Consider the following 23,771-nt stretch of genomic DNA (forward strand, 5'->3'; position numbering starts at 1 on the left):
AGCGGGTACGAGCCGTCTAAGCCACACGTTCGTTCGAGAGGTATTTGTGTCGCCTGCCAGTTCTACCTCGAAGCCGTCCGAGCTGCACGACCTCGTGATCGAGCAGCTCCTCGAACGTGCCAGGACGCAGGGCTACATCGAGGCTGACGATGTACGCCGGACGTTCGAGGAGGCCGACATTCCGGTGTCGAAGGCCCCCGCCATCCTGCGGAGCCTGAGCAAGGAAGGTGTGACCGTCATGGTGACAGCTGCCGACTCCGCGGCGCCCAAGCGCCCGCGCAAGGCCGCCGCCGCACGCCGCCCCAAGACAGCCGCCGCCGCCAAGGAGAAGCCGGAGACGGTGACCGCGGTGGTGGAGGAGGGCACGGAGGACAAGTCCGCCGCCAAGCCCGCCCGAGCCCCCCGCAAGCCCAAGGCCGCGGCCCCCGCCAAGCCGGCGGCCCCGGCGGCGAAGAAGGCGGCTCCCGCGAGGCCGGCGGCCAAGGCCGCCGCCGCCAAGAAGGCGGGGCCCGAGGCCGACGACGAGGCCGAGGAGCTGGAGGAGATCGAGGATCTCGACCTCTCCGACCTCGAGGTCGACGACACCGAGACGGTCGAGGACGCCGCCGAGGAGGCGGAGGAGACCGAAACCGAAGAGGACGAGGAGCCCCAGGCCGCCGAGGTGCCCAAGCCGCGCGCGGCGGGCGAGACGGCCGAGGAGGAGGGCTTTGTCCTCACCGACAGCGACGACGACGAGGACGCGCCGGTCCAGCAGATCGTCGCGGCGGGCGCCACGGCCGACCCGGTCAAGGACTACCTGAAGCAGATCGGCAAGGTCCCCCTGCTGAACGCCGAGCAGGAGGTGGAGCTCGCCAAGCGGATCGAGGCCGGCCTGTTCGCCGAGGAGCGGCTGGGCAACGAGGCGGGACGGCTGTCCGAGGAGGACGTCGAGGACCTGGAGTGGATCGCCGAGGACGGGCGCCGCGCCAAGAACCACCTGCTGGAGGCCAACCTCCGGCTCGTGGTCTCGCTGGCCAAGCGCTACACCGGCCGCGGCATGCTCTTCCTCGACCTCATCCAGGAGGGCAACCTCGGTCTCATCCGGGCGGTCGAGAAGTTCGACTACACCAAGGGCTACAAGTTCTCCACCTACGCGACCTGGTGGATCAGGCAGGCGATCACCAGGGCGATGGCGGACCAGGCGCGGACCATCCGCATCCCGGTCCACATGGTGGAAGTGATCAACAAGCTGGCCCGCGTGCAGCGGCAGATGCTCCAGGACCTGGGCCGCGAGCCCACCCCGGAGGAGCTGGCCAAGGAACTCGACATGACCCCGGAGAAGGTCGTCGAGGTGCAGAAGTACGGCCGTGAGCCGATCTCCCTGCACACCCCGCTGGGCGAGGACGGCGACAGCGAGTTCGGCGACCTGATCGAGGACTCCGAGGCGATCGTCCCGGCCGACGCGGTCAGCTTCACCCTGCTCCAGGAGCAGCTGCACTCGGTGCTGGACACCCTGTCCGAGCGTGAGGCGGGTGTGGTGTCGATGCGGTTCGGCCTCACCGACGGCCAGCCCAAGACGCTCGACGAGATCGGCAAGGTCTACGGGGTGACCCGTGAGCGGATCCGCCAGATCGAGTCCAAGACGATGTCGAAGCTGCGCCATCCGTCGCGTTCCCAGGTGCTGCGCGACTATCTGGACTGATCTTCGCCGTCGGCCGCCCCCTGTCAGGGGTGGCTGACAAACAGCCCCTGTCGATCGGGGTTTGATCGTTCCGATCACGACGGGCCGTCCTTCGCGGACGGTCCGTCGTATTTTTTCGGATCATGCCTACCAAAAGAGGGCGCTTAACACGCTATTTACGTAGAGGTATCCGCCGATGTGTCCTCACTCCCTACGCTGAGATTTCATGGGAGTGATGGAGGTTGACCGGGTGCACCTGCAACCCGCGGGACACCGTCCCCGGGCCGCGCGCGTCATCGACGGACGCCCCTGGCAGGACCCGATCCTTGAGCAGGCGTGTGATGCCGTCCGTGAACGCTATCTGAGAGTCGCGGTCTCCGCTTTGTGGGAGACGCGAACCGATCCCGAGTTGCGGTCCCTACGCGTGGAGTACCTCGCGAAGGCCGCGGTCGGGTGGAGCAGGGGCATTGAGGCCCTGCTCACCCAAGATCCCAACAATCCGGACCTGCACCTGTGGCTCGGGCGCACGTTGATCGAGGAGGCGTGGCAGATCCGCCCCGCCGCCCGGTCGCGCTCGCAGCAGGCGGGGGGCTACCAGGCCTTCACCAAGGCGCTGCAGTCCGCGCGGGCCCCTCTGAAGACGGCGGCCGAGCTGTTCAAGGACGACCCGGTGCCCTGGGAGTCCATGCAGTGGCTCGCCCTCGGCCTGGAGACGGACGCCGAGGACAAGGACACGCTGTGGAAGCGTGCCTCCGAGCGCTGGCCGACGCTGTACGGGGCGCACGTCGCCCGGGTGATCAGCCTTTCCCCGCAGTGGGGTGGGGTGGCCGAGGAGATGTTCGACTTCGCCAGGGTGGCGATGAGCATGTCGTCCCGGGAGGACCCGCGGGCGGCGCTGATCCCGCTGGCCTATTTCGAATACTTTGTTCAGGAACGTTCCGGAATCATCAAGGGTGCGTCGTCCTGGTTCTCCGGTGCCGAGATCCGCGACGTCGAGGCCGCCGCGCGCGGCTGGCACGAGGGGCCGCGGCCGCACCCGCGGACGCTTGAGGCGCACAACCTCTTCGGCGCCGCGTTCCACCTCGCGGACGCCCGCCGTCCGGCCCGCAACCACCTGCTGCGGACCCAGGGAAGGCCGTCGTCCCTGCCCTGGACGTACCTGGGAGGCAACGTCGTCGACCAGTACGCCAAGGCTTGCAAGCACCTCAACCTGCTCGACGGCTAGCCCCGGTCAGCGGGAGGGTTCGCTCAGCACCACGTCGATCCCCCCGGCTCCCAGCTCGACAGCGTGGCCGAGCTCGGACAGGGCCTTGGCCAGCTCCTCAGGGGTGGCCGCCTCGATCCCGTGGACCAGCAGGTCACGGGCCACCGCGCCACGCGTGGCCTTGGCCATATGGCTCACGACCGAGCGTCTGACCACGCCGTCCACGACGCGTTCACGGAGCACGCGTACGCCCACGGAGGGCCGCTTCCACGCGGCCGCGTACGGTGCCGAACGCATGTCCACCACGAGGCCGTCCGGCTGGACCGCCTCGTGCAGCGCCGCGCGCCACACGCCCGCCAGGGCGCCGAGCGGCGGCAGCCTCACGCCCATCGCCAGGCGGTAGGGCGGAATCCGGTCGTCGGGCCGCAGCACCCCCCACAGCCCCGAGAAGATCAGGACCTTCGCGCGCGCCGCCGCGTCGAGCTCGGCCAGGCGCAGGTTGTCGTAGAGCACGCCGGTGTAGAGCTCCGCCGCGCGCAGCGTGGGGGCTTCCCTGAGCCTTCGGTTGCGGTCGAGGGCGTCCCGCTGGCCGTCGGTGAGGCCCAGGACAGCCTGAGCCGTCTCCTGCGGGCCGTCGCACAGCCGCACGAGGGAATCCAACACCCTGGCCCGTACGGGCGTCAGGGACTCGTACGAGAGCTTCTGGAGGTCGAGGGGCGGGCCGTCGCCGGACGGCGCCTTCCCCTCGGACGGCGGCAGGAGGATGAGCATGTGGTGATCTCGGATGCGTTGTCCCACAGGGCGGGAAGCGGTCGGAAAGCAGGGAGAAGGGCCGCCCCGGATGGGACGGCCCTTCTTTCAGTGAGTCAGGCTGATCGAGCCCTATGCGTGGTCTTCGCCGCGCAGTCGGTTCTCGATGAGCTTGTCGGTCTCGTCGTGGATGTCCGCCCCCGAAGCACGGAGTTGCTCGCCGTACTTACGGCCGTGGTGGGCACAGAACAACAGGTCGGCACCACCACTGAGGGTCGCGCGAACATAAGCCTGGGCCCCACAGCGGTCGCAGCGGTCCTGCGCGGTGAGCGGCTTGGTCGGGGCAAGGGTTCCAGTCACGGCACCTTCCTCTGTACTCGGGGGTCGGTACTTAGGAGAACATCTAACCCGACCTGGGCGTTCCCAAAACCTCTGGCGCTACGCCGACAGCAGAAAGCGCCTTTTCCACCGGGAGTTCACCATGATCCCACCACGTTCCAGGCGTGATTCAGTGACCGAAGACACAGAATTCGTTGCCTTCCGGATCTGCCAGGACCGTCCAGGAGATCTCCGCGTCGCTGCGCCGCAGGACCGTCGCACCCGCGCTGACCAGGGCTTCGGCGTCCCCGGTGACGTCCCAGTGCCACCGGTTCTTGGCCTTCTTGGGTTCGGGAACCCGCACGAAGTCCCAGTCGGGAAAAGGAGTGCCCGGGATGTTTCGGATCGCCGACCACCCGTCCTGGAGGTCCTGGGCCTCACCGCCCAGCACCCGCGCCCACCAGGCGGCCTGGGCGGACGGGTCCGCGCTGTCCAGGACGAGGGACTTGATCGCCCCCTGAGCGTGCGGGCCTGCCGAGAAGAGGCAGAACTCGCCGCCCTCCGGGTCGGCCATGACCGTCCACCTCTCCTCCCGGGAGACGACCGTGGCGCCGAGTCCTTCCAGGTCGGAGACCGTGCGGCCGGGGGCGACGTCCAGATGGAGCCGGTGCTTGACGGTCTTGGGCTCGGGCACCTTGTTGATCCAGATCGTCCGCTCCGGAGACGGGCCGCGCAGGACCGCGTCGTCGGGGTTGTCCTCGTCGGGCGCGAAGGAGAGGTCGAGGACGGCGGCCCAGAACCGTCCCAGGGCGGAGGGGTCGCCGGCGTCCAGGCAGAGGTCCTTGAAGATCGCGATCGCCATGGGCCCAGGGTAGGCCGGGCCCGCGGACGGCGCTCCTGTGTCGGCCGGAACGGGTAAGGTCTTGCGACGGACTATGCAAAGCATGTTCGAATGGGCAGCGTTTGAGGAGCGTTTGAGGAGCGTCGTGACCACCGCCGTCGAGGAAAACGTGGACGCCACCGGCTACTCCGCCCGGCACCTGTCGGTGCTGGAGGGCCTGGAGGCCGTGCGCAAACGCCCCGGGATGTACATCGGGTCGACCGACAGCCGCGGCCTCATGCACTGCCTGTGGGAGATCGTCGACAACTGCGTCGACGAGGCGCTCGCCGGGTTCTGCACGAGGATCGACGTCGTGCTGCACGCCGACGGGTCCTGCTCCGTCGCCGACGACGGCCGCGGCATCCCCGTCGACATCGAGCCCAAGACCAAGCTGCCGGGCGTCGAGCTCGTCATGACCCGCCTGCACGCGGGCGGCAAGTTCGGCGGCGTCTCCTACACCGCGTCCGGCGGCCTGCACGGCGTCGGCGCGTCCGTCGTCAACGCCCTGTCGGCGCGGCTCGACGTGGAGGTGGATCGCTCCGGCCACACCCACCACATCTCGTTCCGGCGCGGCATCGCCGGCGTCTTCGACGGCGCGGGCGTCAAGGCCCCGTTCAAGAAGAAGTCCGGCGTCGTGGAGGGCGCCAAGGTGCCGCGCGGCCGCACCGGCACCCGGGTGCGCTTCTGGCCGGACTACCAGATCTTCCTCAAGGACGCGACGATCACCACCGACCTGGTGCTCGACCGGATGCGCCAGACGGCGTTCCTCGTGCCCGGCCTGGAGATCACCGTCACCGACGAGCGCGGCGAGTCCCCGCTGTACGAGGCGTTCCGCTTCGAGGGCGGCATCGGCGAGTTCACGTCGTTCCTGGCCAGGGACGCGTCCATCTGCGACGTGCTGCGGCTGCAGGGCAGCGGCCACTTCACCGAGACGGTGCCCGTCCTGGACGACCTCGGCCACCTCGTGCCCACCGACGTGCCGCGCGAGCTGGACGTGGACGTGGCGCTGCGCTGGGGCACCGGCTACGAGACGACCGTCCGCAGCTTCGTCAACGTGATCGCCACCCCCAAGCACGGCACCCACGTGCAGGGCTTCGACCGGGCTCTGGTCCGCGTGGTCAACGAGCAGTTGCGCGCCGTCAAGCTGCTCAGGGCCGCCGACGACAACGTCATCAAGGAGGACATCCTTGAGGGCCTCACGGCGGTGGTGACGGTACGGCTGCCCGAGCCGCAGTTCGAGGGCCAGACCAAGGAGATCCTCGGCACGTCCGACGCGACGCGGATCGTCAACCAGGTCGTCGGCAGGCGGCTCAAGGAGATCTTCGAGAACCCCTCGCGCGGCCAGAAGCAGCAGCTGCGGACGGTGCTGGAGAAGATCGTCGGCGCCGCCAAGACGCGTATCGCGGCCCGCACCCAGCGCGACAACCAGCGGCGCAAGAACGCGCTGGAGTCCTCGGCGCTGCCCGCCAAGCTGGTGGACTGCCGCACCACCGAGGACCGCAGTGAGCTGTTCATCGTCGAGGGCGACTCGGCGCTGGGCACCGCCAAGCTGGCCCGCAACTCCGAGTTCCAGGCGCTGCTGCCGATCCGGGGCAAGATCCTCAACGTGCAGAAGTCGTCCGTCGCGGACATGCTGAAGAACGCCGAGTGCGCGGCGATCATCCAGGTCGTCGGGGCGGGCTCCGGCCGCACCTTCGACCTCGACTCGGCCCGCTACGGCAAGATCATCCTGATGGCGGACGCCGATGTGGACGGCGCGCACATCCGGTGCCTGCTGCTGACGCTGCTGCACCGGTACATGCGGCCGATGATCGAGGCGGGCCGGGTGTACGCGGCGGTGCCGCCGCTGCACCGCATCCAGCTCACCAACCCCAAGCGCGGCCAGGACAAGTACATCTACTGCTACTCCGACGGCGAGTTGCGCCGCAAGCTGGTGGAGCTGGAGCGCAAGGGCCAGCGCTGGAAGGACCCGGTGCAGCGCTACAAGGGCCTGGGCGAGATGGACGCCGACCAGCTCGCGGAGACGACGATGGACCCGCGCCACCGCACCCTGCGGCGCATCCGCATCGAGGACTCCGCCGAGGCCGACCGCATGTTCGACCTGCTCATGGGCAGTGAGGTCCCGCCGCGGCGCGACTTCATCATCGCGGGCGCCACCGAGATCGACGAGGCGCGCATCGACACCTGACCCGCGGGTACCCGCTCGGGGTCAGGATGGGGTCAGGGGGCGGCCAAGGTCACGGCAAGCCGCCCGCGCCGCGCGGCGCGGGCGGGCACCCTGATCGTCGTGCAGAAGAGTGCGATGGTGGCCGACTACCTCCAGCAGTGCGCGCGCTGGCGCCTGGACCGCGCCGGCACCGCCGACGACCGCAGGGACGCGCGCTGCGCCCTCGCGCTGCTGGACGCCGCCGCGCACGCCCGCGCGCTGAGCGACAGCGACCGGACGATCCTGCGCCTGCACGCGGCCGGCTGCTTTGTCCTGGGCCGGTACAGCCCCGGCGTCGAGGGAGAGCGCCTCGTCCGCTTCTGGCACTACGAGGAGCCCGCCGGGGAGCCCGAGGAACTCCTCGCCCTGCTCGTGGACTGCGCCGAACGAGCCCGTAACCCCGTCCCCGCCCAACGCACACCGTCCTGAGCCGCCGGGAAGCCCGGCAGGCCCCGGCAGGGCCTTGGGGACGTCCTCGGGCTCATCCGCGGTAGATCGCGCCCAGGAAGACGGCGAGGAGCGTGTCGAGAAGCCTGTCCTCGGGCACGGCGGGCTCCTGGCCGCCGTGGGTGCTCACTAGAACGCGTTCCACCATCCAGTTGAGCGAGATGGCGAGGTCGCGCGCGGGCACGCCGTCGGGCGCGGCGCCGCGCCGCCGCTCGGCCTCGATCGCCGCCGCCGTGTCCGCGACGAACCCCTCCATCACACGCGACCACACCGCCCGCACCTCGTCGTTGGTGTGCAGCGCGACGGCGCTCGCGGCGGTGACCGCCCGGTGCTCGGCGAACGTCGCGCAGAACGCCCCGATGGCGTCGCGCCACCCGCGCTCCGGGCCTTCGGCGAGCCGGTCGAGCGCGTCGTCGCGGCGTGCCCTGGCCTCGCTGACGACCCGGTCGAGCAGGGCGAGGAGAACAAGTTCCTTGGACGCGAAGTAGAAGTAGAACGTCGGCCGGGAGATCCCCGCGCCCTTGGCCAGCTCGTCGATCGAGATCTCGGCGAGCGGCTTCACCGCGAGCAGCCGTTCGGCGGTGGCCAGGATCGCCTGCTCCCGTTCGTCTCCGGTGGCCGCGCGCGTCCTGGCGGCGCGGCGGGAGCGTACGGGTGCGGATACGGCGGGGTCCATACGGTTCAGCCTAACAGCGCTCAACACAGTGTTGACTTCAATCGACACCATGTCGAATACTGGCGCGGTCCGCCGGGGCGCCCATCCCCGGCGGATCGGAACCGAGGAGGCACCCATGGACAATCCGCTGCTGCGCCCCTGGCGGATCGGCGCGCTCGACCTGCCGGGACGGCTGGTGAAGTCGGCGACGCACGAGACCCGCGCGACCGAGGACGGGAGGGTCACCGACGAACTCCTGGAGTTCTACGCGCCGATGGCCGAGGCGGGCACCCCGCTGATCATCACCGGGAACCTGTTCGTCTCCTGGCAGGGGAAGTCCGCGTACCGGCAGGCGGGCATCCACGACGACGCTGTCATCCCCGGCCTGCGGGAGTGGGCGGCGCTCGTCCACGCCGGCGGAGGCAGGCTGTTCGCACAGCTCAACCACGGCGGAAGGCAGATGACGCGACCGGCTCCCGGCGTCCCGTACGCGGTGTCGGCCTCGGGGGTGCGGGAGCTGGCGCAGGGCACCAGGCCGCGCCCGTTGCGGGCCGCCGACGTCCCCGCGCTCGTCGAGTCGTTCGCGGCGGCGGCGGACCGGGCGCGGCGCGCGGGGCTCGACGGCGTGCAGATCCAGATGGCGCACGGCTACCTTCTGAGCCAGTTCCTCAGCCCGCAGTCCAACCGGCGCGGCGACGACTACGGCGGATCGCCCGCCAACAGGATGCGGCTGCCGCTGGAGGTGCTGCGGGCGGTGCGCGCCCGGGTGGGCGACGACTTCCCCGTCATCGCGAAGATCAACGGCACGGACACGCTGCCCTACGGCGGGGTGCGGCTGGCGGACCAGATCGAGGTGGCGCGCCGCCTCCAGGAGGAGGGGCTCGACGCGATCGAGGTGAGCCGCGGGCACTTCTCGTCGTTCCCGAGCACGACGTCAGGCGACTTCCACGGCTATGTCAGGGCGCAGGTGCGGCACGGGGCGATGCGCGAGGCGTCGCGGACGCGGCGGACGCTGATGCGCGCGCTCGCGCCCGCGCTGGAGGCGGGGCTGAGCCGTGCCTTCCCGTACCGCGAGGGTTTCAACCTCGACCACGCCGAACGGTTCCGGCGCGCCCTGGACATCCCGGTGATCTGCGTCGGCGGCTTCCGCACTCCCGCCGCGATGAAGGCGGCGATCGACGCGGGGCGCTGCGACGCCGTCGCGTCGGCCCGCGGCCTGATCGCCGACCCGCACCTCTACCGGCACTGCGCGACGCCGGTGCCGGACGCGCCGGTCTGCACCATGTGCAACCGCTGCATCAGCGTCGCGGGAGGGCTGCCCATCGGCTGCTACGACGCCGCCGTCAAGGGCGGGGCGTCATCTGATGCCGCGCCTCGCCCTTGGCGCTGAGGCCGTTCGTGTGAACGGTCAGGGTTCGGGGCGCCATTTGATGCCGCAGCCGAGGCTCGGGGTGTGGGGTTCGGGGACGGGGTGGCCGGTGAGGGCGAGGTCCAGGGCGGCGCGGAGGGTGGCGCCGGTGGCCGGGACGTCGTTGGACGGGCGGGCGCCGTCGAACTCGCCGCGGTAGACGAGGGTGCGGTCGGGCGCGTAGAGGAAGAAGTCGGGGGTGCAGGCGGCCCGGTAGGCGCGGGCGACGTCCTGGGACTCGTCGTAGAGGTACGGGAAGGTGAATCCGGCGCGTTCGGCCTGCTCGGCGAGGTGCGCCGGGCCGTCGTCGGGATAGGTGACGGCGTCGTTCGAGGCGATGCCGACCGTCGCGACGCCGAGTTCGGCGTACTCGGCGGTGAGCGCGCCGAGCGCCTTCTCGACGCGCTTGACGTACGGGCAGTGGTTCGACAGGAAGACGACGAGCAGGAGCGGGGACTCCTCGAAGGAGTCGAGGGTCATCGTCGTTCCGTGCAGGTCGGGCAGGGAGAACGCGGGCGCGCGTGTTCCGAGAGGAACCAGGAAGGACTGGATGGCCATGTCCCTATGGTGTCATCCGTCTGGGAAGTCTGTTTCCTCCCCCCTGGGCGGTGTTACCAAGCGCTTGGTAGGCTCGCCGCCATGCCCACCCAGGAAGAGATGAAAGCGGCGCTCCGCGCTTACGTCGACGGATTCGCCAACGGTGACGCCGAGTCCGTCATCGCCCTGTTCGCCGAGGACGCCGTCGTCGAGGACCCCGTCGGCAGCCCCGAACTGCACGGGCTCGAAGCGATCGGCAAGTTCTACCGGGACGCGGTGGACTCCGGCGCCAGGCTCACCCTGGACGGCCCCGTCCGCGGCTCTCAAGGCTCCGGCGCCGCCATGGCGTTCACCATCGAACTCGCCGCCCTCAACCTCACCATCAAGGCCATCGACGTCTTCACCTTCAACGACGCGGGCAAGATCACCACGATGCGCGCCTACTGGGGACCGGACGACATGAGCCAGGGCTAGCGCGCGTCCGGGCCGGGCCGGGGTTGGGCTGGATTTATGGGGTTCTGCCTGGTTGGTCCGCTAGGGTGCGGCAATGATCGTCAAGGCGTCCGTGTGGTGGTGTGCCGTCGTGCCGGGCGCGGCCGCCGCGATCGTGCTGTACTCGCTGGCGTTCCCGGCGGGGGCGATGGGCCCGTTCGTGCTGGGCGGGATCGCCTGGCTGCTCGTCGGCGTGGTGTGGCTCGTCCGGCTGGTGCTGCGGCGGGACCGCTGGCTGCTGGCGACGCCGCTGGTCGCGGCGCTGACCGCCGGGCTCGCGTGGGCCGAGGTGCCGCTCGACGTCGCGTTCACGACGGCCAAGGGCGGGCTCGCCGAACAGGTCGCCGAGGGCAAGGCGGGACGGGCCGGGATCTACCGGATCGAGGCGGTGCGGCCCGAGGGCGGCGTCACCTACCTGCCGCTGCGTGGCGGCGGCGACGCGTTCGCCGCGGAGTCGGGCTTCGCCCACGCGCCGGACGGCATCCCCCAGGGGACGCCCGAGTACCTGTACTTCCGGCACCTGGACGGGCCCTGGTACTGGTACGACGCGAGCGAGTGACGCGGCGTAACGGATCCGGGTCGGCTTATCGCGCTCCGCTAGGGTGCCGAAGGTGATCATCAGCGCGTCGGTGTGGTGGCTGGGGGTGGTCCCCGCCGGGGCGTCGGTCGCGGTGCTGTACTCGCTGGCGTTCCCCTCCGGGAACTCGGGGCCGTTCCTGCTGGGCGGCGCGGTGTGGGCCGTGGTCGGGGTCGTCTGGCTCATCTGGTTCTGCTGGGGGCGGTCGCGGCTGCTCGCGCTCACCCCGCTCCTGGCGCTGCTGACGGCGGTGCTGGCCTGGACCGACGTGCCGCTCCGGGCGGCGTTCGCCGTCGCCGAGGGCAGACTCGACCAACAGCGCGCGTCCGGCGAAGCTGGACGGGCCGGGATCTATGAGATAGCGAAGGTCGCCCCGGTCGAGGGCACCGATGTCACGCGGTTCACCATCGCCGGGACGGGCGGGCCGTACTACGACGAGACGGGCTTCCTGCACGCGCCGTCGGGGATGCCCGCGCCGTCCCCTGAGCTCGCCGCAGTCGCGTACCGCCGGATCACCGGCCCCTGGTACTGGTACGACGTCCCGACCCGCTGAGCGGCCGCCTCAGCGCCGGAAACCGCCCTCGGTGGACAGGACCTGCCCGGTCACCCACCCGCCGTCGTCACTGACGAGCCAGCCGACGAGCCGCGCCGCGTCGTCGGGCACCCCGTACCGGCCGAGCGGGAACGCGCGGGCGAAGCCGGGAAAGTCGGCCGGGTCAGGCAGATACCCGGTGTCGACAGGGCCGGGGTTGACCGCGTTCAGGAGGACGCCCCGCTCGGCCAGCTCGGCGGCGACCGTCGGCAGCGCGCCGGTGAGCGCGCCCTTGGACGCGGTGTAGGCGACCTCGCCCGGCATCGGCCCGAGGTGCTGGCCAGAGGAGAACCACACGACACGTCCGCCGGGACGGCCGTCGTGCTGCGCGGCGAAATACCGGGTGAGCAGGAGTGTCGAGCGGGCGTTGACCTGCCAGTGCGCGTCGAGCGCGGCGGCGTCCATGGTGAGCAACGAGCCGTCGGTGCCGCTGCGCGCGTGCACGCACACGAGGATGTCCACGTGCCCGTACACGGCGACCGCCTCGGCGATGACGCGCTCGGCCGCGTCCGGCTCGGCGAGGTCGGCGGCCACGTCGTGCACCCTCGGCGCGGCCTCCCGCACCGAGGCGAGCACCGCGTCGAGGTCGTCCGCGCCCCAGGGCTGCGCCACGTCGTGCGGCCGGTGGTGCGCCACGCACAGCGCGGCGCCCATCGCGCCGAGCCGCCGCGCGACCGCGTGGCCGATCCCGCGCCGCCGACTCACCCCGGTGACCACCGCCACCCGCCCCGCGAGCCCGCCCACGCTCCCCATGCCGCCCGATCCTGCCACCCGCCCCCGAGCCCCGCACTTTCTTTTCCGGCGGCCCGCAGGGCGGCGCTCGGCGCAGCACGATCCTGTTACCGGCCCCCGCACTTCTTTTTCCGTGCGTAGGAGGGCGGCGCTTCTTGGCCCGGGTGCCGCCCTCCGGTGGCGGGGTCAGACGTCGGGGTCGGGGGTGCGGGGGCCGATGGCGCCGCCGAGGGTGGTGATGGCGGTGGGCAGGGGGGTGCCGGAGCCGTCGCGGCGGCCGAGTTCGGCCGGGAGGTCGGCGGGCTGGCCGGCGGCGGTGGCGGCGGCGACGGGCATCGGGCCCGCCCAGGCCAGCAGCACGGCGTTCTCGCCCTTGAGGAAGCGGTGCGAGCGGACGCCGCCGGTGGCGCGGCCCTTGGGCGGGAAGTCCGCGTAGTCGCTGACCTTCGCGGCGCCCGTCTGGGTGCCCTCCAGCGCCTCGGTGTCGCCCGCGACCGTCACGACGGCCGAGGGACGCGCCGGATCGACCGCGCCGAAGAAGATCACCTTGGCGCCGGGCGCCAGCTTGATGCCCGCCACGCCGCCCGCCGGACGCCCCTGGGGACGCACGTTGGACGCGGCGTAGCGCAGCAGTTGGCTGTCGTCGGCGATGAACACGAGATCCTGCTCCTCGGACTCCAACTGGACCGCCCCGACGACCCTGTCGCCCTCCTTCAGGGTGATGACCTCGAACTCGTCGCGGTTGGCCGGGTAGTCGTTCTGCACCCGCTTGACGACGCCCTGCTCGGTGCCGAGCGCCAACCCCGGGCCGTCCTCGGAGAGGTCGCCGACGCCGACGACCGTCTCGCCCGGCGCGAGGCGGACGAACTCGTCGACCGACGCGCCGCCCGCCAGCGACGGCGGCGCCGCCGACGGCGGGATCTGCGGCAGGTCGATGACGTTCGCCTTCACCAGCCGACCGGTGCTGGTGACGAGCCCGAACTCACCGCGCGCGGTGGTGGAGAGGACGGACGTCAGCACGTCGTGGGCGGCGCGGGGGCCGTCCTCGGGCAGCGGGGTCGGGTCGGTGGTGCGGGCGAGCAGGCCGGTGGACGACAGCAGCACCAGGCAGGGGTCGTCCTTGACCTCCAGCGGGATCGCGGCGACCTGCGCCTGGCCGCCCGCCTCCAGCAGCACCGTGCGGCGCGGCGTGGCGAACTCCTTGGCGACGGCGGCGAGCTCCTTGGAGACCACCGAGCGCAGCTTCGGCTGCGACTCCAGGATCGCGGTCAGCTCCGCGATCTCCCGCTCCAGGGTCTCCCGCTCCTTCTCCAGCTCCAGGCGGTCGAAGCGGGTGAGGCGGCGCAGCGGCGTGTCCAGGATGTACTGGGCCTGCGTCTCGGACAGCTCGAACACCTGCATCAGGCGGGCGCGCGCCTGCCCGGTGTCGTCCGAACTGCGGATGACCTGGATGACCTCGTCGATGTTGAGCAGCGCGATCATCAGGCCCGCGACGAGGTGCAGCCGCTCCTCACGGCGGCGGCGCCGGTAGACCGAGCGGCGGCGCACCACCTCGAGGCGGTGGTCCACGTAGACCTGGAGGAGTTCGCGCAGGCCGAGCGTCTTGGGCTGCCCGTCGACCAGGGCGACGTTGTTGATGCCGAACGTCTCCTCCATCGGGGTGAGCCGGTACAGCTCCTCAAGGACGGCCTCGGGGTGGAAGCCGTTCTTGACCTCGATGACGAGGCGCAGGCCCGTCGTGCGGTCGGTGAGGTCCTTGAGGTCGGCGATCCCGGCGAGCTTCTTCGCCTGGACCATGTCCTTGATCTTGGCGACGACCCGCTCGGGCCCGACGTTGTAGGGCAGCTCGGTGACCACGAGGCCCTTGCGGCGCGGCGTGACCGTCTCGACGTGCACCGTCGCGCGGGTCTTGAACGTGCCACGGCCCCTGGCGTAGGCGTCGCGGATGCCGTCGAGGCCGACGATCTTGCCGCCGGTGGGCAGGTCCGGGCCCGGCACGAACCGCATGAGGTCCTCGAGCGTGGCTTCCGGGTGCGTCAGGAGGTGCCGGGCGGCGGCGACGACCTCGCCGAGGTTGTGCGGCGCCATGTTGGTGGCCATGCCGACGGCGATGCCGGTGGCGCCGTTCACCAGGAGGTTGGGGAAGGCCGCGGGCAGCACCTCCGGCTCCAGCTCCTGGCCGTCGTAGTTCGGCCGGAAGTCGACGGTGTCCTCGTCGAGGCCGGAGACCATCGCCATGGCCTGCGGCGACATGCGCGCCTCGGTGTACCGCATGGCCGCCGGCGCGTCGTCGCCGCCGAGCGAGCCGAAGTTGCCGTGGCCGTCCACCATGCGCATCCGCATCGCCCACGGCTGGGCGAGGCGGACCATCGCGTCGTAGATGGCGGTGTCGCCGTGCGGGTGCAGCTTGCCCATCACCTCGCCGACGACCCGGGCGCACTTGACGTGCCCCCGGTCGGGCCGCAGGCCCATCGCGTTCATCGAGTACAGGATGCGGCGCTGGACGGGCTTGAGGCCGTCGCGCGCGTCCGGCAGAGCCCGCGAGTAGATCACCGAGTAGGCGTACTCGAGGAAGCTTCCCCGCATCTCCTCCGCGACGTCGATGTCGATGATGTTCTCTTCGAAGTCATCTGGGGGAGTCTGCGAGTTCGGGGCTGAACGACGTGCTGCCATGGCCGCTATTCTCGCGGGTCCCACCGACAGTTTTGAACCGGGAGGGCCGGGATGAGCCTCGCTGACTTCCAGAATGAGATCTACTTGAACGGCCTGGCGGACGTCCGTCCAGTACTTCCGACGGATTTGTCCAGGTTGGAGGCGTTGGCCGCGGCAAAACTCGGCGGCCAGGCTTTCGGCTACGTCGCGGGCGCGGCGGGCACGGAAGCCACCGCACGGGCCAACCGCGCCGCCTTCGACGGGTACCGCCTGGTGCCGCGCATCCTCAACGACGCCTCCACGCCCGACCTCTCCGTGACGGTCCTGGGCACGGCGATGCCCGCGCCCGTCCTCCTCGCCCCGGTCGGCGTCCTGTCGATCGTGCACCCGGAGGGCGAACTCGCCGTGGCACGCGCGGCCAAGGAACTCGACGTGCCGATGATCCTCAGCACCGCCGCCTCCCACACGATCGAGGAGGTCGCCGCGATAGGCGGGCCGCGCTGGTACCAGCTGTACTGGCCGAAGGACCGGGAGCTGGCCGAGAGCCTCGTCGGCAGGGCGGAGGCCGCTGGGTACGAGGTGCTCGTCGTCACGCTCGACACGTTCAAGCTCGCCTGGCGGCCGCGCGACCTCGACACCGCCTACCTGCCGTTCCTGCGCGGCATCGGGGTGCAGAACTACTTCAGCGACCCCGTGTTCCTGAAGGCGGTCGGCGGCGAGATCACCCCCGAGAACCGGATCAACGCGATCCTGCACTGGGTCGCCAACTTCGGGAACCCCTCGCTCACCTGGGACGACCTCGCCTGGCTGCGCGAGAGGTGGCGCGGCCCGATCGTGCTCAAGGGCGTCCAGCACCCCGACGACGCCCGGCGCGCCGCCGACGCGGGCATGGACGGCGTTGTGGTGTCCAACCACGGCGGCCGCCAGGTGGACGGCGCCGTCGCCTCCCTGGACCGGCTCCCGCTCGTCGCCGACGCCGTCGGAGACGCGCTGACCGTCCTGTTCGACAGCGGCATCCGCACCGGCGCCGACGTCGCCAAGGCGCTCGCGCTCGGCGCGGACGCCGTCCTGGTCGGCCGCCAGTACGCCTACGGGCTCGGCCTCGGCGGGGAGCCCGGCGTCCGGCACGTGCTGCGCTGCCTCCTGACCGAGCTGGAGCTGACCGTCACGCTGTGCGGCCTGAACCGGGTGGAGGAGCTGACAAGGGACGTCCTCGCCTAACGACGCCTCCGGCGGCCCATGACAGATGTCATGGGCCGTCCGTGCAAGTCTCAGGGGAGGTTCCTGACGCGTGGCACTGACCACGCGGGCCCGGCCGGGGCAGGCTGGGAACATGAGGAACCAGCCTTGCGTGATCGAGATGGCCGGGGGCCTCGCCGTCGGATCCGGCGAGGTCGTCGGGGTGTGCGGGCCGGACGCCCGCGCGACACTGGAGGCGGTCTGCGGCGAACGCGCCGGGGCGCCGGGCACGGTACTGGTCGCGGGAGCCGACCCGTACCGCGAGCGGTCCCGGGTGCTCGTCGGGACGCTCTGGGCCGACGGCGGCCTGTACGGCGAACTGAGCCTGCGCGAGGTGACGGGCGCGTGGACCCGCTGGTCGGGGCGGCCCTTCGGCCCCGCCGCGCGCACCGCCCTCGCCGCCCTCGAAGGCCGCTCCGGCGTCCCCTACGAGCGCCTCACCCAGGGCGAGCGGAAGCTGTTCGACCTGGCGCTCGCCCTGCTCGCCGAACCCGACGCCCTCGTGGTGGACGAACCCGTCACCGGCCTGGACGGCACCGAGGCCGCCGCCGTGTGGGCCGTGCTGCGGGCCCTGGACCTGCCCGTCCTGGTGGCGTCCCGGCATCCGCTGGGCGTCATGGAGGCCGACCGGATCGCCCGATCCGCGTGGTTTCCGCTGGCGGCCTGAGGAAGCACGTACCCTGTGGACCCCCGGACCAGGGAGGTGGGCCGTGCGGCCACGGCTGCCCAGGGAGACGGCGATCGTCATGTTCGTCGTCGCGCTGTCCACGGCGGCGACCTGCGGGCTCTTCCTGCAGGGCGTGGCGGACGCCGTCGCCGGGCCGCCCGCCCGCGCGACCGCCGCGACGGCGGCGGCGCTGCTCGTCGTCGTGCTCCAGGCCAGGCTGATCTGGGAGTCGGCCAACCGGCGGATCAACGCGCGCAGCCGGGCCGCCCTCGCCGTCATCGCCGTCGTGTGCTTCGCGCTGCCCCTGGCGCTCGGGCCCACGTGGAACGGCGCGATGCTGGCCGTCGCCGGGATGATCGCGGTGACACTGCCGGAACGGCTGTCGGTGCCGCTCGTCGCCTGCGCCGCGCTCCTCGCCTCCGCGATCACCCTCGGCATCGGCGCACCCGGCCTCGAAGCGCTCTTTGTCGGGCTTGGCCTGCCCGTCGCCGGTCTGTCCGCCTACGCCACGGTCTGGCTGTGCCTCGCGGTGGGTGAACTGCGCGACGCCCGCGCCGAACTCGCCAGCCGGGCGGTCGGGGAGGAGCGGATCAGGTTCGCCCGCGACCTCCACGACGTGCTCGGACACAGCCTCCAGGCCGTCGCGCTGCGCGCCGAACTCGCCGAACGGCTCCTCGACCGCGACCCCGCCCGGGTGCGCCGGGAACTCGCCGAGATCCAGGCGATGGCCAGGGGCGCCGTACAGGAGATGCGCGAGGTCGTCCGCGGATACCGGATCACCTCGCTGCGCACCGAACTCGAAGGCGCGACGGCCGTGCTGCGCGCCGCCGGGATCGACTGCGCCGGGGCGCCGCTGCCCGCCGACCTGCCCCGGCACGTCCACGAGACGCTCGGCTGGGTCGTCCGGGAGGCCGTCACCAACGTGCTGCGGCACAGCGGCGCGACCCGCTGCGCGATGGCGGTGCGCAGCGACGGGGCGCGCGCCGAACTGGAGATCGTCAACGACGGGGCGCGCCGCTCGGCGGGCGGCGGCAGCGGCCTCGCAGGGCTGCGCGAGCGGCTCGCCGCCGTCGGCGGGGCACTGCACGCCGGGCCCGCCGACGACGGCGCGTTCCGGCTGCTCGCGACGGTTCCGCTGGAGGAGACAGGGTGATCCGGGTACTGCTCGCCGACGACCACCACCTCGTCCGGGAGGCGCTCGCGCTGCTCCTGGGCACCGAGGACGGCATCGAGGTCGTCGCCGACGTGGGGCGCGGCGACGAGGCGGTGGACCGCGCGCTGGCCGAGCGGCCCGACGTCGCGGTGCTGGACATCGACATGCCCGGACTCGACGGGCTCTCGGCCGCCGAACGGCTCGCCCGCGACCTGCCGTCGTGCCGCGTCGTGATCGTCACCGGGCACGGGCGGCCCGGCAACCTGCGCCGCGCGATGGCCGCCGGCGTCCGGGGCTTCCTGGGCAAGGACGCGCCCGCCTCCCGGCTCGCGGAGGTGATCAAGCAGGTGAACGCCGGGGCTCGCTACATCGACCCGCAGCTCGCCGCCGACGCCCTCGCCGCCGAGGAATGCCCCCTGACGCCGCGCGAACTCGACGCGCTGCGGGCCGCTGCCGACGGGTCGCCCGTCAGCCGGATCGCCCGCGCCCTCGGCCTCTCTGAGGGCACCGTGCGGAACTACCTCTCCGCCGCCGTCACCAAACTGGGCGTCGGCAACCGCCACGCCGCCGTCCAGTCCGCCCGCGACCGAGGCTGGCTCTGACCCCACCCGTCCCGTCCGGGGTGGGGTTTGTGGGGGTTGGGGTCGACGTGGGGGGTGGGGTGCGGCAGGGTGGGCGCATGGGTCTGTGGCGGGTGCTCTCGGTCGGGTTGAAACTGGCGCTGGTGGTGTTGCTGGGGCTGGCGCTGGCGTTCCCCGAGTGGGAGCGGTTCGCGGACAAGGCGATGGGGGCACGGGCCGTCGCGTACCCGCTGGCGGCGCTGCTGGTGCCCGCGATCTGGTGGACCCGCCGGGCGCTGCGCAAGGCCGGGCCCTTCCCCTGGGACGTGGACGCGCTGCTGACGGCGTCCTTTGTCATCGATGTCGCGGGCAACGCCGCCGACCTCTACGACACGGTCGAGTGGTTCGACGACTTCTGCCACTTCTTCAACTGGGTGCTGCTCGTCGCCGCCGCAGGGGTGGCGCTGCGGCGCGCCCGAGTGGAGCTGCCGCGCTGGGTGCACGTCCTGCTCTGCGCCGGGATCGGGGCGATCGCCGCGATCGGCTGGGAGATCGCCGAATACGGCGCGTTCATCCTCGACACCCCCGAGTCCGTCGGCATCTACCGCGACACCCTCGGCGACGAGCTACTGGGCACCCTAGGCGCCCTCACCGCGGGCCTCCTCACCTCGTTCCTCCCCCGCCGCACCCCCACCCCGGACCCAGCCACCCCCACCCCTCCCCCCGCTTCCTGACGACGGCCCCCTCACTCCTCACCCGCCCCGTACCCCTGACCCGGCCACGTCTCTCACCTCTTGACCACCGGCAGGGGCCGACCCGGCTCACCGCGCGCACCGGTGCCGCGCGCGGTCGACTGCTTTCCTGATCGCAGGCCCCCTCATCCTCACCCGCCTCAGCCCTCTTCTGCGGGCCGGGATCACCGGCGGGGCAGAGTCGGGCGTGGGGACGGTGGTGGATGGCGGGGTGGGGGTCAGGAAAGGTGGGCGAGGGCGGTGGTGACGGCGGCGGACACCGGGCCGCGGTGGAGGGGGCCGTGGCCGGGCAGGACGGTGTCGGCGGGGAGCGGGGACAGCAGGTTCAGGGCGGTCCGGGTGGCCTGGTTGTTGTGGTTGAAGATCGGGTGCAGGAGCTGCGGGCCTGAGCGCCGTGAGGTGGGGTGCGCGGTGCACAGGGCGTCGCCGGTGACGACGGCGCCCAGGTCGGGCAGGTGGTAGCAGGTGTGGCCCGAGGTGTGGCCGGGCGTGAGGATCGGCACCGGACGGCCGGGGACGTCCAGCACCACCGGCCCCGAGGCGTTCGAGGGCTCGTCGGAGGGCTCTGCGGGGGAGGGGACGAGGTCGTCGTGGGTGTGCGGGCGGGCACCGGGGATGTGCGGGTTCTGGAGGGCGCCCGCCTTCATGATGTGCAGGGCCCAGCCCAGGAAGCCCGGACGCCACAGGTTGGCCACGACGTCCAGGGGCGTGGCCTGCTGGAGGTACTCGCGCCTGACGTGCGGCGCCTCCTCCGGCGAGGTGATCACCTCGGCCTTGGGCGCGAGCCGCAGCAGCGCCGGAATCGTCCCGATGTGATCCACGTGGGCGTGCGTGACGAGGATCGCGGTGATCTGCTCCGGCCGGTGCCCGACCGCCTCCAGGCTGTGCCGCACCGTCGCCAGATCGGCTGGATAGCCCGCGTCGATCAGCGTGACGTCGTCGCCCTCGGCGAGGATCGTCCAGTTCACCGCCGCCGCCTCGACGAAGTGGGCGCTGTCGGACAGGCGGGTGATGCGTGGGGCGCGCATGGACGTCTCCTCGGGGCACGGCGGGGCGGGTCACGGTGGTGCCAAGCACGGGCAAACACCACGACCCTATCCGGAAGACCGTCCGGAAACTACACAGCGTGACCGGGAGAACCTCCCTTCAGGTCGGGGTGGCCAGCACCAGCGGCAGCACCGCCGTTGCCCCCGCGCGGCGCAGCAGCCCGGCCGCGACGGTGAGGGTCCAGCCGGTGTCGGCGAGATCGTCCACGAGCAGCACGGGCCCCTGCGGCACCGGGAAGTCGAGGCTGAGGGCGGCCGAGACCGCGCGGAGCCGCTGCGCGCTGTTGTGCTGGGCGGGCGGCACCGGCCCGGTCGAGGAGAGCGCGCCCAGGTAAGGCAGCCGCCCCACCCGGGACAGGTACTCGGCCAGCGAGGCGACCAGGGCCGGACGGGTCCGGGAGGCCACCGAGGCGACCGCCACCGGCCGTTCGGCCCAGCCCCAGGCGGCCAGCACCTTGACCGTCTCGGCGAGCACCTCGTCGGGCACGGGGCCGTCCGGGCCGTCCAGCAGGGCGCGCAGGCGCGGGCCCCAGCCGACCCCGGTGAGCCTGCCGACGGCACGGCCAGGCTCGGCCTGGAGTTCGGCCGGGATCTTCCCGGAAAGGCCGAGATCGGCCTTGAGCCCGGTGGGCCACATCCGGCGCGGCGCGATCTCCACACCGGGACGGGTCAGCCGCTCCGTCGCCCTGGCCACCTCGTCGGCGGAGATCTCCACCGGCCAGGGCTCGCCCGTGCACACGTCGCAGCGGCCGCAGGGCACCGCCTCCGCGTCGTCCAGGGCGTGGCGCAGGAAGACCATCCGGCACTCCGGCGTCTCGGCGTAGGCGAGCATGGCCCGCTGCTCGGCCTCCCGCGCGGCGCGGACCCTGGTGTACCGCTCGGCGTCGTAGGACCAGGGCTCGCCGGTGGCGACCCACCCCCCGCGCACCCGGCGGACCGCGCCGTCCACGTCGAGGACCTTGAGCATCATCTCCAGCCGGGAGCGCGAGAGATCCACGGCGGGCTCCAACGCGCCGGTGGACAGCGGCCTGTCGCCCAGCGCGGCGAGCGTGGCGCGGACCAGCGGCTCGGGCGGGAAGGCGAGCGAGGCGAAGTAGGACCAGATCGCCTTGTCCTCCTCGCCCGGCAGCAGGATCACCTCGGCCCGCTCGACCCCGCGCCCGGCCCGCCCGATCTGCTGGTAGTAGGCGACGGGTGAGGGCGGCGCGCCCAGATGGACGACAAAGCCGAGATCCGGCTTGTCGAAGCCCATGCCGAGCGCGCTGGTGGCCACCAGCGCCTTCAGCCGGTTGCCCAGCAGATCCTCTTCGGCGCGCAGCCGCTCGGCCTGCTCCGTCTGGCCCGAATAGGCGGCCACCTCGTAGCCGCGCTCGCGCAGCGCGGCGGCGACCTCGTGCGCGGCGGCTACGGTGAGGGTGTAGATGATGCCCGAGCCAGGCAGTTCCGCGAGGCGCTCGGCGAGCCACGCCAGGCGCCGTTCCGGCGTGGGCAGGCGCACCACGGCCAGGCGCAGCGCGTCGCGCTCCAGGGTGCCGCGCAGCACGAGCGTGCCCTCGCCGAGCTGCTCGGCGACGTCGGTGGTGACGCGCGCGTTGGCGGTGGCGGTGGTGGCCAGCACCGGGACGTCCGGTGGCAGCTCCGCGAACAGCGTGCGCAGCCGCCGGTAGTCGGGCCGGAAGTCGTGCCCCCAGTCGGAGATGCAGTGCGCCTCGTCCACCACCACCAGGCCCGCCTCGCCCGCGAGCTTGGGCAGCATCCGGTCGCGGAAGTCGGGGTTGTTGAGCCGCTCCGGGCTGACCAGCAGCACGTCCACCGCGCCGGAGGCCACCTCCGCGTAGACGGCCTCCCAGTCGTCCACGTTGGCGGAGTTGACGGTGCGGGCGGTGATCCCCGCGCGGGCGGCGGCCTCGATCTGGTTGCGCATGAGCGCGAGCAGCGGCGAGACGATCACCGTCGGGCCCGCGCCGCGCGCCCGGAGCAGCGCGGTGGCCACGAAGTACACCGCCGACTTGCCCCAGCCGGTGCGCTGTACCACGAGCGTTCTGCGGCGCTGCTCGACCAGCGCCGAGATCGCCCGCCACTGGTCCTCCCGCAGCCGGGCGGCGGCCCCGGCCAACGCCCGCAGACACCGTTCGGCTTCCTCGCGCAGATCCATGGCCCCATGACTACCAGCTCGCGCCGACACTCGCTCCCGACCCTGTGGATAACTCGGGGAGGCCCAGCTCGGCGGCCGTTTCCCCGGATGACCTGCGATCTGTCGGTGGGGGCTGATAGATCTTTCGCGTCCCGTCTCCAGAGAGGCAGATCGCCGATGATCCACCAGTTCCACACGTCGTTCGCCGGACTTCCGGTCTTCGACCTCACCGACACCACGGCCGCCGGGGAGCTGCCCGCCGCCGACGCCGTCGCCTGGCGGATCAGGCTCGACGACTACGTCGACGAGTTCGACCCGTGGCGCGAGCTGTTCGGCACGTTCACCGAGCGGGTCGACACCACGCGGGTCAGGGCGCTGCTCCTCGGCAACTGGGGCAACACCTACGACGTGGAGTCCACCGAGCCGCTCGCGCTGCTGACCGGCGCGGCCGAGCGGTTCCCCGCGCTGCACGCGGTGTTCGTCGCCGAGTACCTCCAGGAGGAGACGGAGATCTCGTGGATCAACCACGGCGACCTCACCCCCCTGTTCACGGCCTTCCCGAAGCTGACCGAGGTCGTCGTGCGGGGCGGCATCGGGCTGCGGTTCGACCCGCTGAAGTCCACCGTGCTGCGGGATCTGCGGTTCGAGAGCGGCGGCCTGCCCGCCCGCGTCGTGCAGGCGCTCGGCGCGTCGGAGCTGCCCGCGCTGGAGACGCTCCAGCTGTGGCTCGGCGTGGACGAGTACGGCGGCGACAGCACGGTCGAGGATCTCGCGCCGCTGCTGAGCGGCGAGCGGCTGCCCGCGCTGCGTGACCTGGGCCTGCAGAACTCCCCGCAGGCCGACCAGATCGCCGCCGCCGTCGCGGCCGCGCCCGTCGTGGCACGGCTGGAGCGGCTGTCGCTGGCGATGGGCTCGCTCAGCGACGAGGGCGCGGAGGCGCTCCTGTCCGGGCAGCCTCTCACCCACCTGGCGGGCCTCGACCTGCACCACCACTACCTGTCGGACGCCATGATGGAGCGGATCAAGGCGGCGCTGCCCGGCGTCCAGGTGAACGTCGACGACCAGCGCGACCTGGAGGACGACTGGCGCTACGTCGAGGTGTCGGAGTAG

The 23,771-nt window shown here is 72.0% G+C and carries 23 protein-coding genes; 14 read left to right on the forward strand and 9 right to left on the reverse strand.

Annotated elements, in window-relative coordinates; all coding sequences use genetic code 11:
- Nucleotides 1–46: 46 nt before the first annotated feature.
- Both LO762_RS21920 and LO762_RS21925 read left to right on the forward strand, forming a co-directional pair.
- Nucleotides 47–1,681 (forward strand): RNA polymerase sigma factor, encoded by a 1,635-nt coding sequence (locus tag LO762_RS21920; protein WP_230617740.1) that lies wholly within the window; start codon nt 47–49, stop codon nt 1,679–1,681.
- A gap of 214 nt (nt 1,682–1,895) precedes the next feature.
- Nucleotides 1,896–2,885, forward strand: coding sequence for a hypothetical protein (locus LO762_RS21925; RefSeq protein ID WP_230617741.1), 990 nt, complete (start codon nt 1,896–1,898; stop codon nt 2,883–2,885).
- Nucleotides 2,886–2,891: 6 nt separating this feature from the next.
- Here the strand turns inward: LO762_RS21925 and yaaA are convergent, their stop codons facing one another.
- The 3 genes from yaaA to LO762_RS21940 form a co-directional block, all read right to left on the reverse strand.
- Entirely contained in the window at nt 2,892–3,635 is a 744-nt protein-coding gene (yaaA, locus tag LO762_RS21930) for a peroxide stress protein YaaA (RefSeq protein ID WP_230617742.1), read from the reverse strand.
- 111 nt (nt 3,636–3,746) lie between these two features.
- Nucleotides 3,747–3,974, reverse strand: coding sequence for a hypothetical protein (locus tag LO762_RS21935; protein WP_230617743.1), 228 nt, complete (start codon nt 3,972–3,974; stop codon nt 3,747–3,749).
- 148 nt (nt 3,975–4,122) lie between these two features.
- A complete protein-coding gene (locus LO762_RS21940; protein ID WP_230617744.1) occupies nt 4,123–4,794 on the reverse strand; it encodes a VOC family protein in 672 nt (223 codons plus the stop codon).
- 82 nt (nt 4,795–4,876) lie between these two features.
- On the opposite strand from LO762_RS21940, the gene LO762_RS21945 reads away from it, so the two are divergent.
- Together LO762_RS21945 and LO762_RS21950 are read left to right on the forward strand one after the other, a co-directional pair.
- Nucleotides 4,877–7,000: a type IIA DNA topoisomerase subunit B gene (locus tag LO762_RS21945; RefSeq protein ID WP_374201586.1), complete on the forward strand. Its 2,124-nt coding sequence runs from the start codon at nt 4,877–4,879 to the stop codon at nt 6,998–7,000.
- Nucleotides 7,001–7,099: 99 nt separating this feature from the next.
- On the forward strand, nt 7,100–7,447 hold the full coding sequence (locus LO762_RS21950) for a hypothetical protein (RefSeq protein ID WP_230617746.1): 348 nt from the start codon (nt 7,100–7,102) through the stop codon (nt 7,445–7,447).
- A 52-nt stretch (nt 7,448–7,499) separates the two neighbouring features.
- On the opposite strand, the gene LO762_RS21955 is transcribed toward LO762_RS21950, so the two are convergent.
- A complete protein-coding gene (locus LO762_RS21955; RefSeq protein ID WP_230617747.1) occupies nt 7,500–8,141 on the reverse strand; it encodes a TetR/AcrR family transcriptional regulator in 642 nt (213 codons plus the stop codon).
- 115 nt (nt 8,142–8,256) lie between these two features.
- On the opposite strand from LO762_RS21955, the gene LO762_RS21960 reads away from it, so the two are divergent.
- Nucleotides 8,257–9,510 carry an NADH:flavin oxidoreductase gene (locus tag LO762_RS21960; protein WP_230617748.1) on the forward strand — a complete coding sequence of 418 codons (1,254 nt, stop codon included), beginning with the start codon at nt 8,257–8,259 and terminating at the stop codon, nt 9,508–9,510.
- An 18-nt stretch (nt 9,511–9,528) separates the two neighbouring features.
- On the opposite strand, the gene LO762_RS21965 is transcribed toward LO762_RS21960, so the two are convergent.
- A complete protein-coding gene (locus LO762_RS21965) occupies nt 9,529–10,086 on the reverse strand; it encodes a thioredoxin family protein (protein WP_230617749.1) in 558 nt (185 codons plus the stop codon).
- Nucleotides 10,087–10,167: 81 nt separating this feature from the next.
- Here LO762_RS21965 and LO762_RS21970 point away from each other — a divergent pair, with 81 nt between their 5' ends.
- The 3 genes from LO762_RS21970 to LO762_RS21980 all read left to right on the forward strand — a co-directional run bounded on the left by LO762_RS21970 (nt 10,168) and on the right by LO762_RS21980 (nt 11,687).
- Entirely contained in the window at nt 10,168–10,539 is a 372-nt protein-coding gene (locus LO762_RS21970) for a nuclear transport factor 2 family protein (RefSeq protein ID WP_230617750.1), read from the forward strand.
- A 73-nt stretch (nt 10,540–10,612) separates the two neighbouring features.
- Nucleotides 10,613–11,116 carry a hypothetical protein gene (locus tag LO762_RS21975; RefSeq protein ID WP_230617751.1) on the forward strand — a complete coding sequence of 168 codons (504 nt, stop codon included), beginning with the start codon at nt 10,613–10,615 and terminating at the stop codon, nt 11,114–11,116.
- 52 nt (nt 11,117–11,168) lie between these two features.
- Nucleotides 11,169–11,687, forward strand: a complete 519-nt coding sequence (locus LO762_RS21980; protein ID WP_230617752.1) for a hypothetical protein — start codon at nt 11,169–11,171, stop codon at nt 11,685–11,687.
- Between the two features lie 9 nt (nt 11,688–11,696).
- Here the strand turns inward: LO762_RS21980 and LO762_RS21985 are convergent, their stop codons facing one another.
- Entirely contained in the window at nt 11,697–12,479 is a 783-nt protein-coding gene (locus LO762_RS21985) for an SDR family oxidoreductase (protein ID WP_230617753.1), read from the reverse strand.
- Between the two features lie 165 nt (nt 12,480–12,644).
- Nucleotides 12,645–15,131 (reverse strand): DNA topoisomerase (ATP-hydrolyzing) subunit A, encoded by a 2,487-nt coding sequence (locus LO762_RS21990; RefSeq protein WP_230617754.1) that lies wholly within the window; start codon nt 15,129–15,131, stop codon nt 12,645–12,647.
- Nucleotides 15,132–15,182: 51 nt separating this feature from the next.
- Between LO762_RS21990 and LO762_RS21995 the strand changes: the two genes are divergently transcribed.
- The 5 genes from LO762_RS21995 to LO762_RS22015 all read left to right on the forward strand — a co-directional run bounded on the left by LO762_RS21995 (nt 15,183) and on the right by LO762_RS22015 (nt 19,463).
- A complete protein-coding gene (locus tag LO762_RS21995) occupies nt 15,183–16,331 on the forward strand; it encodes a lactate 2-monooxygenase (protein ID WP_230617755.1) in 1,149 nt (382 codons plus the stop codon).
- 112 nt (nt 16,332–16,443) lie between these two features.
- On the forward strand, nt 16,444–17,016 hold the full coding sequence (locus tag LO762_RS22000) for an ABC transporter (RefSeq protein WP_230617756.1): 573 nt from the start codon (nt 16,444–16,446) through the stop codon (nt 17,014–17,016).
- Nucleotides 17,017–17,059: 43 nt separating this feature from the next.
- A complete protein-coding gene (locus LO762_RS22005) occupies nt 17,060–18,169 on the forward strand; it encodes a sensor histidine kinase (RefSeq protein WP_230617757.1) in 1,110 nt (369 codons plus the stop codon).
- Entirely contained in the window at nt 18,166–18,771 is a 606-nt protein-coding gene (locus tag LO762_RS22010) for a response regulator transcription factor (protein ID WP_230617758.1), read from the forward strand. Before LO762_RS22005 ends, LO762_RS22010 begins: the two co-directional genes overlap by 4 nt.
- Before the next feature lie 77 nt (nt 18,772–18,848).
- A complete protein-coding gene (locus LO762_RS22015) occupies nt 18,849–19,463 on the forward strand; it encodes a hypothetical protein (RefSeq protein ID WP_230617759.1) in 615 nt (204 codons plus the stop codon).
- A gap of 236 nt (nt 19,464–19,699) precedes the next feature.
- Here the strand turns inward: LO762_RS22015 and LO762_RS22020 are convergent, their stop codons facing one another.
- Entirely contained in the window at nt 19,700–20,509 is an 810-nt protein-coding gene (locus LO762_RS22020) for an MBL fold metallo-hydrolase (RefSeq protein ID WP_230617760.1), read from the reverse strand.
- Between the two features lie 118 nt (nt 20,510–20,627).
- Nucleotides 20,628–22,682 carry a RecQ family ATP-dependent DNA helicase gene (locus LO762_RS22025; protein ID WP_230617761.1) on the reverse strand — a complete coding sequence of 685 codons (2,055 nt, stop codon included), beginning with the start codon at nt 22,680–22,682 and terminating at the stop codon, nt 20,628–20,630.
- 156 nt (nt 22,683–22,838) lie between these two features.
- Between LO762_RS22025 and LO762_RS22030 the strand changes: the two genes are divergently transcribed.
- A complete protein-coding gene (locus LO762_RS22030; RefSeq protein WP_230617762.1) occupies nt 22,839–23,771 on the forward strand; it encodes an STM4015 family protein in 933 nt (310 codons plus the stop codon).

The organism is Actinocorallia sp. API 0066 (genome assembly GCF_020991275.1).
Taxonomy (GTDB): domain Bacteria; phylum Actinomycetota; class Actinomycetes; order Streptosporangiales; family Streptosporangiaceae; genus Actinocorallia.

What these genes read in the sequence shown, in the direction of transcription:
- LO762_RS21925 (WP_230617741.1), top strand. Translation starts at nt 1,896, where the DNA reads ATGGAGGTTGACCGGGTGCACCTGCAACCCGCGGGACACCGTCCCCGG.
- yaaA (WP_230617742.1), bottom strand. Translation starts at nt 3,635, where the DNA reads ATGCTCATCCTCCTGCCGCCGTCCGAGGGGAAGGCGCCGTCCGGCGAC.
- LO762_RS21940 (WP_230617744.1), bottom strand. Translation starts at nt 4,794, where the DNA reads ATGGCGATCGCGATCTTCAAGGACCTCTGCCTGGACGCCGGCGACCCC.
- LO762_RS21945 (WP_374201586.1), top strand. Translation starts at nt 4,877, where the DNA reads ATGTTCGAATGGGCAGCGTTTGAGGAGCGTTTGAGGAGCGTCGTGACC.
- LO762_RS21955 (WP_230617747.1), bottom strand. Translation starts at nt 8,141, where the DNA reads ATGGACCCCGCCGTATCCGCACCCGTACGCTCCCGCCGCGCCGCCAGG.
- LO762_RS21960 (WP_230617748.1), top strand. Translation starts at nt 8,257, where the DNA reads ATGGACAATCCGCTGCTGCGCCCCTGGCGGATCGGCGCGCTCGACCTG.
- LO762_RS21965 (WP_230617749.1), bottom strand. Translation starts at nt 10,086, where the DNA reads ATGGCCATCCAGTCCTTCCTGGTTCCTCTCGGAACACGCGCGCCCGCG.
- LO762_RS21970 (WP_230617750.1), top strand. Translation starts at nt 10,168, where the DNA reads ATGCCCACCCAGGAAGAGATGAAAGCGGCGCTCCGCGCTTACGTCGAC.
- LO762_RS21975 (WP_230617751.1), top strand. Translation starts at nt 10,613, where the DNA reads ATGATCGTCAAGGCGTCCGTGTGGTGGTGTGCCGTCGTGCCGGGCGCG.
- LO762_RS21985 (WP_230617753.1), bottom strand. Translation starts at nt 12,479, where the DNA reads ATGGGGAGCGTGGGCGGGCTCGCGGGGCGGGTGGCGGTGGTCACCGGG.
- LO762_RS21990 (WP_230617754.1), bottom strand. Translation starts at nt 15,131, where the DNA reads ATGGCAGCACGTCGTTCAGCCCCGAACTCGCAGACTCCCCCAGATGAC.
- LO762_RS21995 (WP_230617755.1), top strand. Translation starts at nt 15,183, where the DNA reads ATGAGCCTCGCTGACTTCCAGAATGAGATCTACTTGAACGGCCTGGCG.
- LO762_RS22000 (WP_230617756.1), top strand. Translation starts at nt 16,444, where the DNA reads ATGAGGAACCAGCCTTGCGTGATCGAGATGGCCGGGGGCCTCGCCGTC.
- LO762_RS22015 (WP_230617759.1), top strand. Translation starts at nt 18,849, where the DNA reads ATGGGTCTGTGGCGGGTGCTCTCGGTCGGGTTGAAACTGGCGCTGGTG.
- LO762_RS22020 (WP_230617760.1), bottom strand. Translation starts at nt 20,509, where the DNA reads ATGCGCGCCCCACGCATCACCCGCCTGTCCGACAGCGCCCACTTCGTC.
- LO762_RS22025 (WP_230617761.1), bottom strand. Translation starts at nt 22,682, where the DNA reads ATGGATCTGCGCGAGGAAGCCGAACGGTGTCTGCGGGCGTTGGCCGGG.
- LO762_RS22030 (WP_230617762.1), top strand. Translation starts at nt 22,839, where the DNA reads ATGATCCACCAGTTCCACACGTCGTTCGCCGGACTTCCGGTCTTCGAC.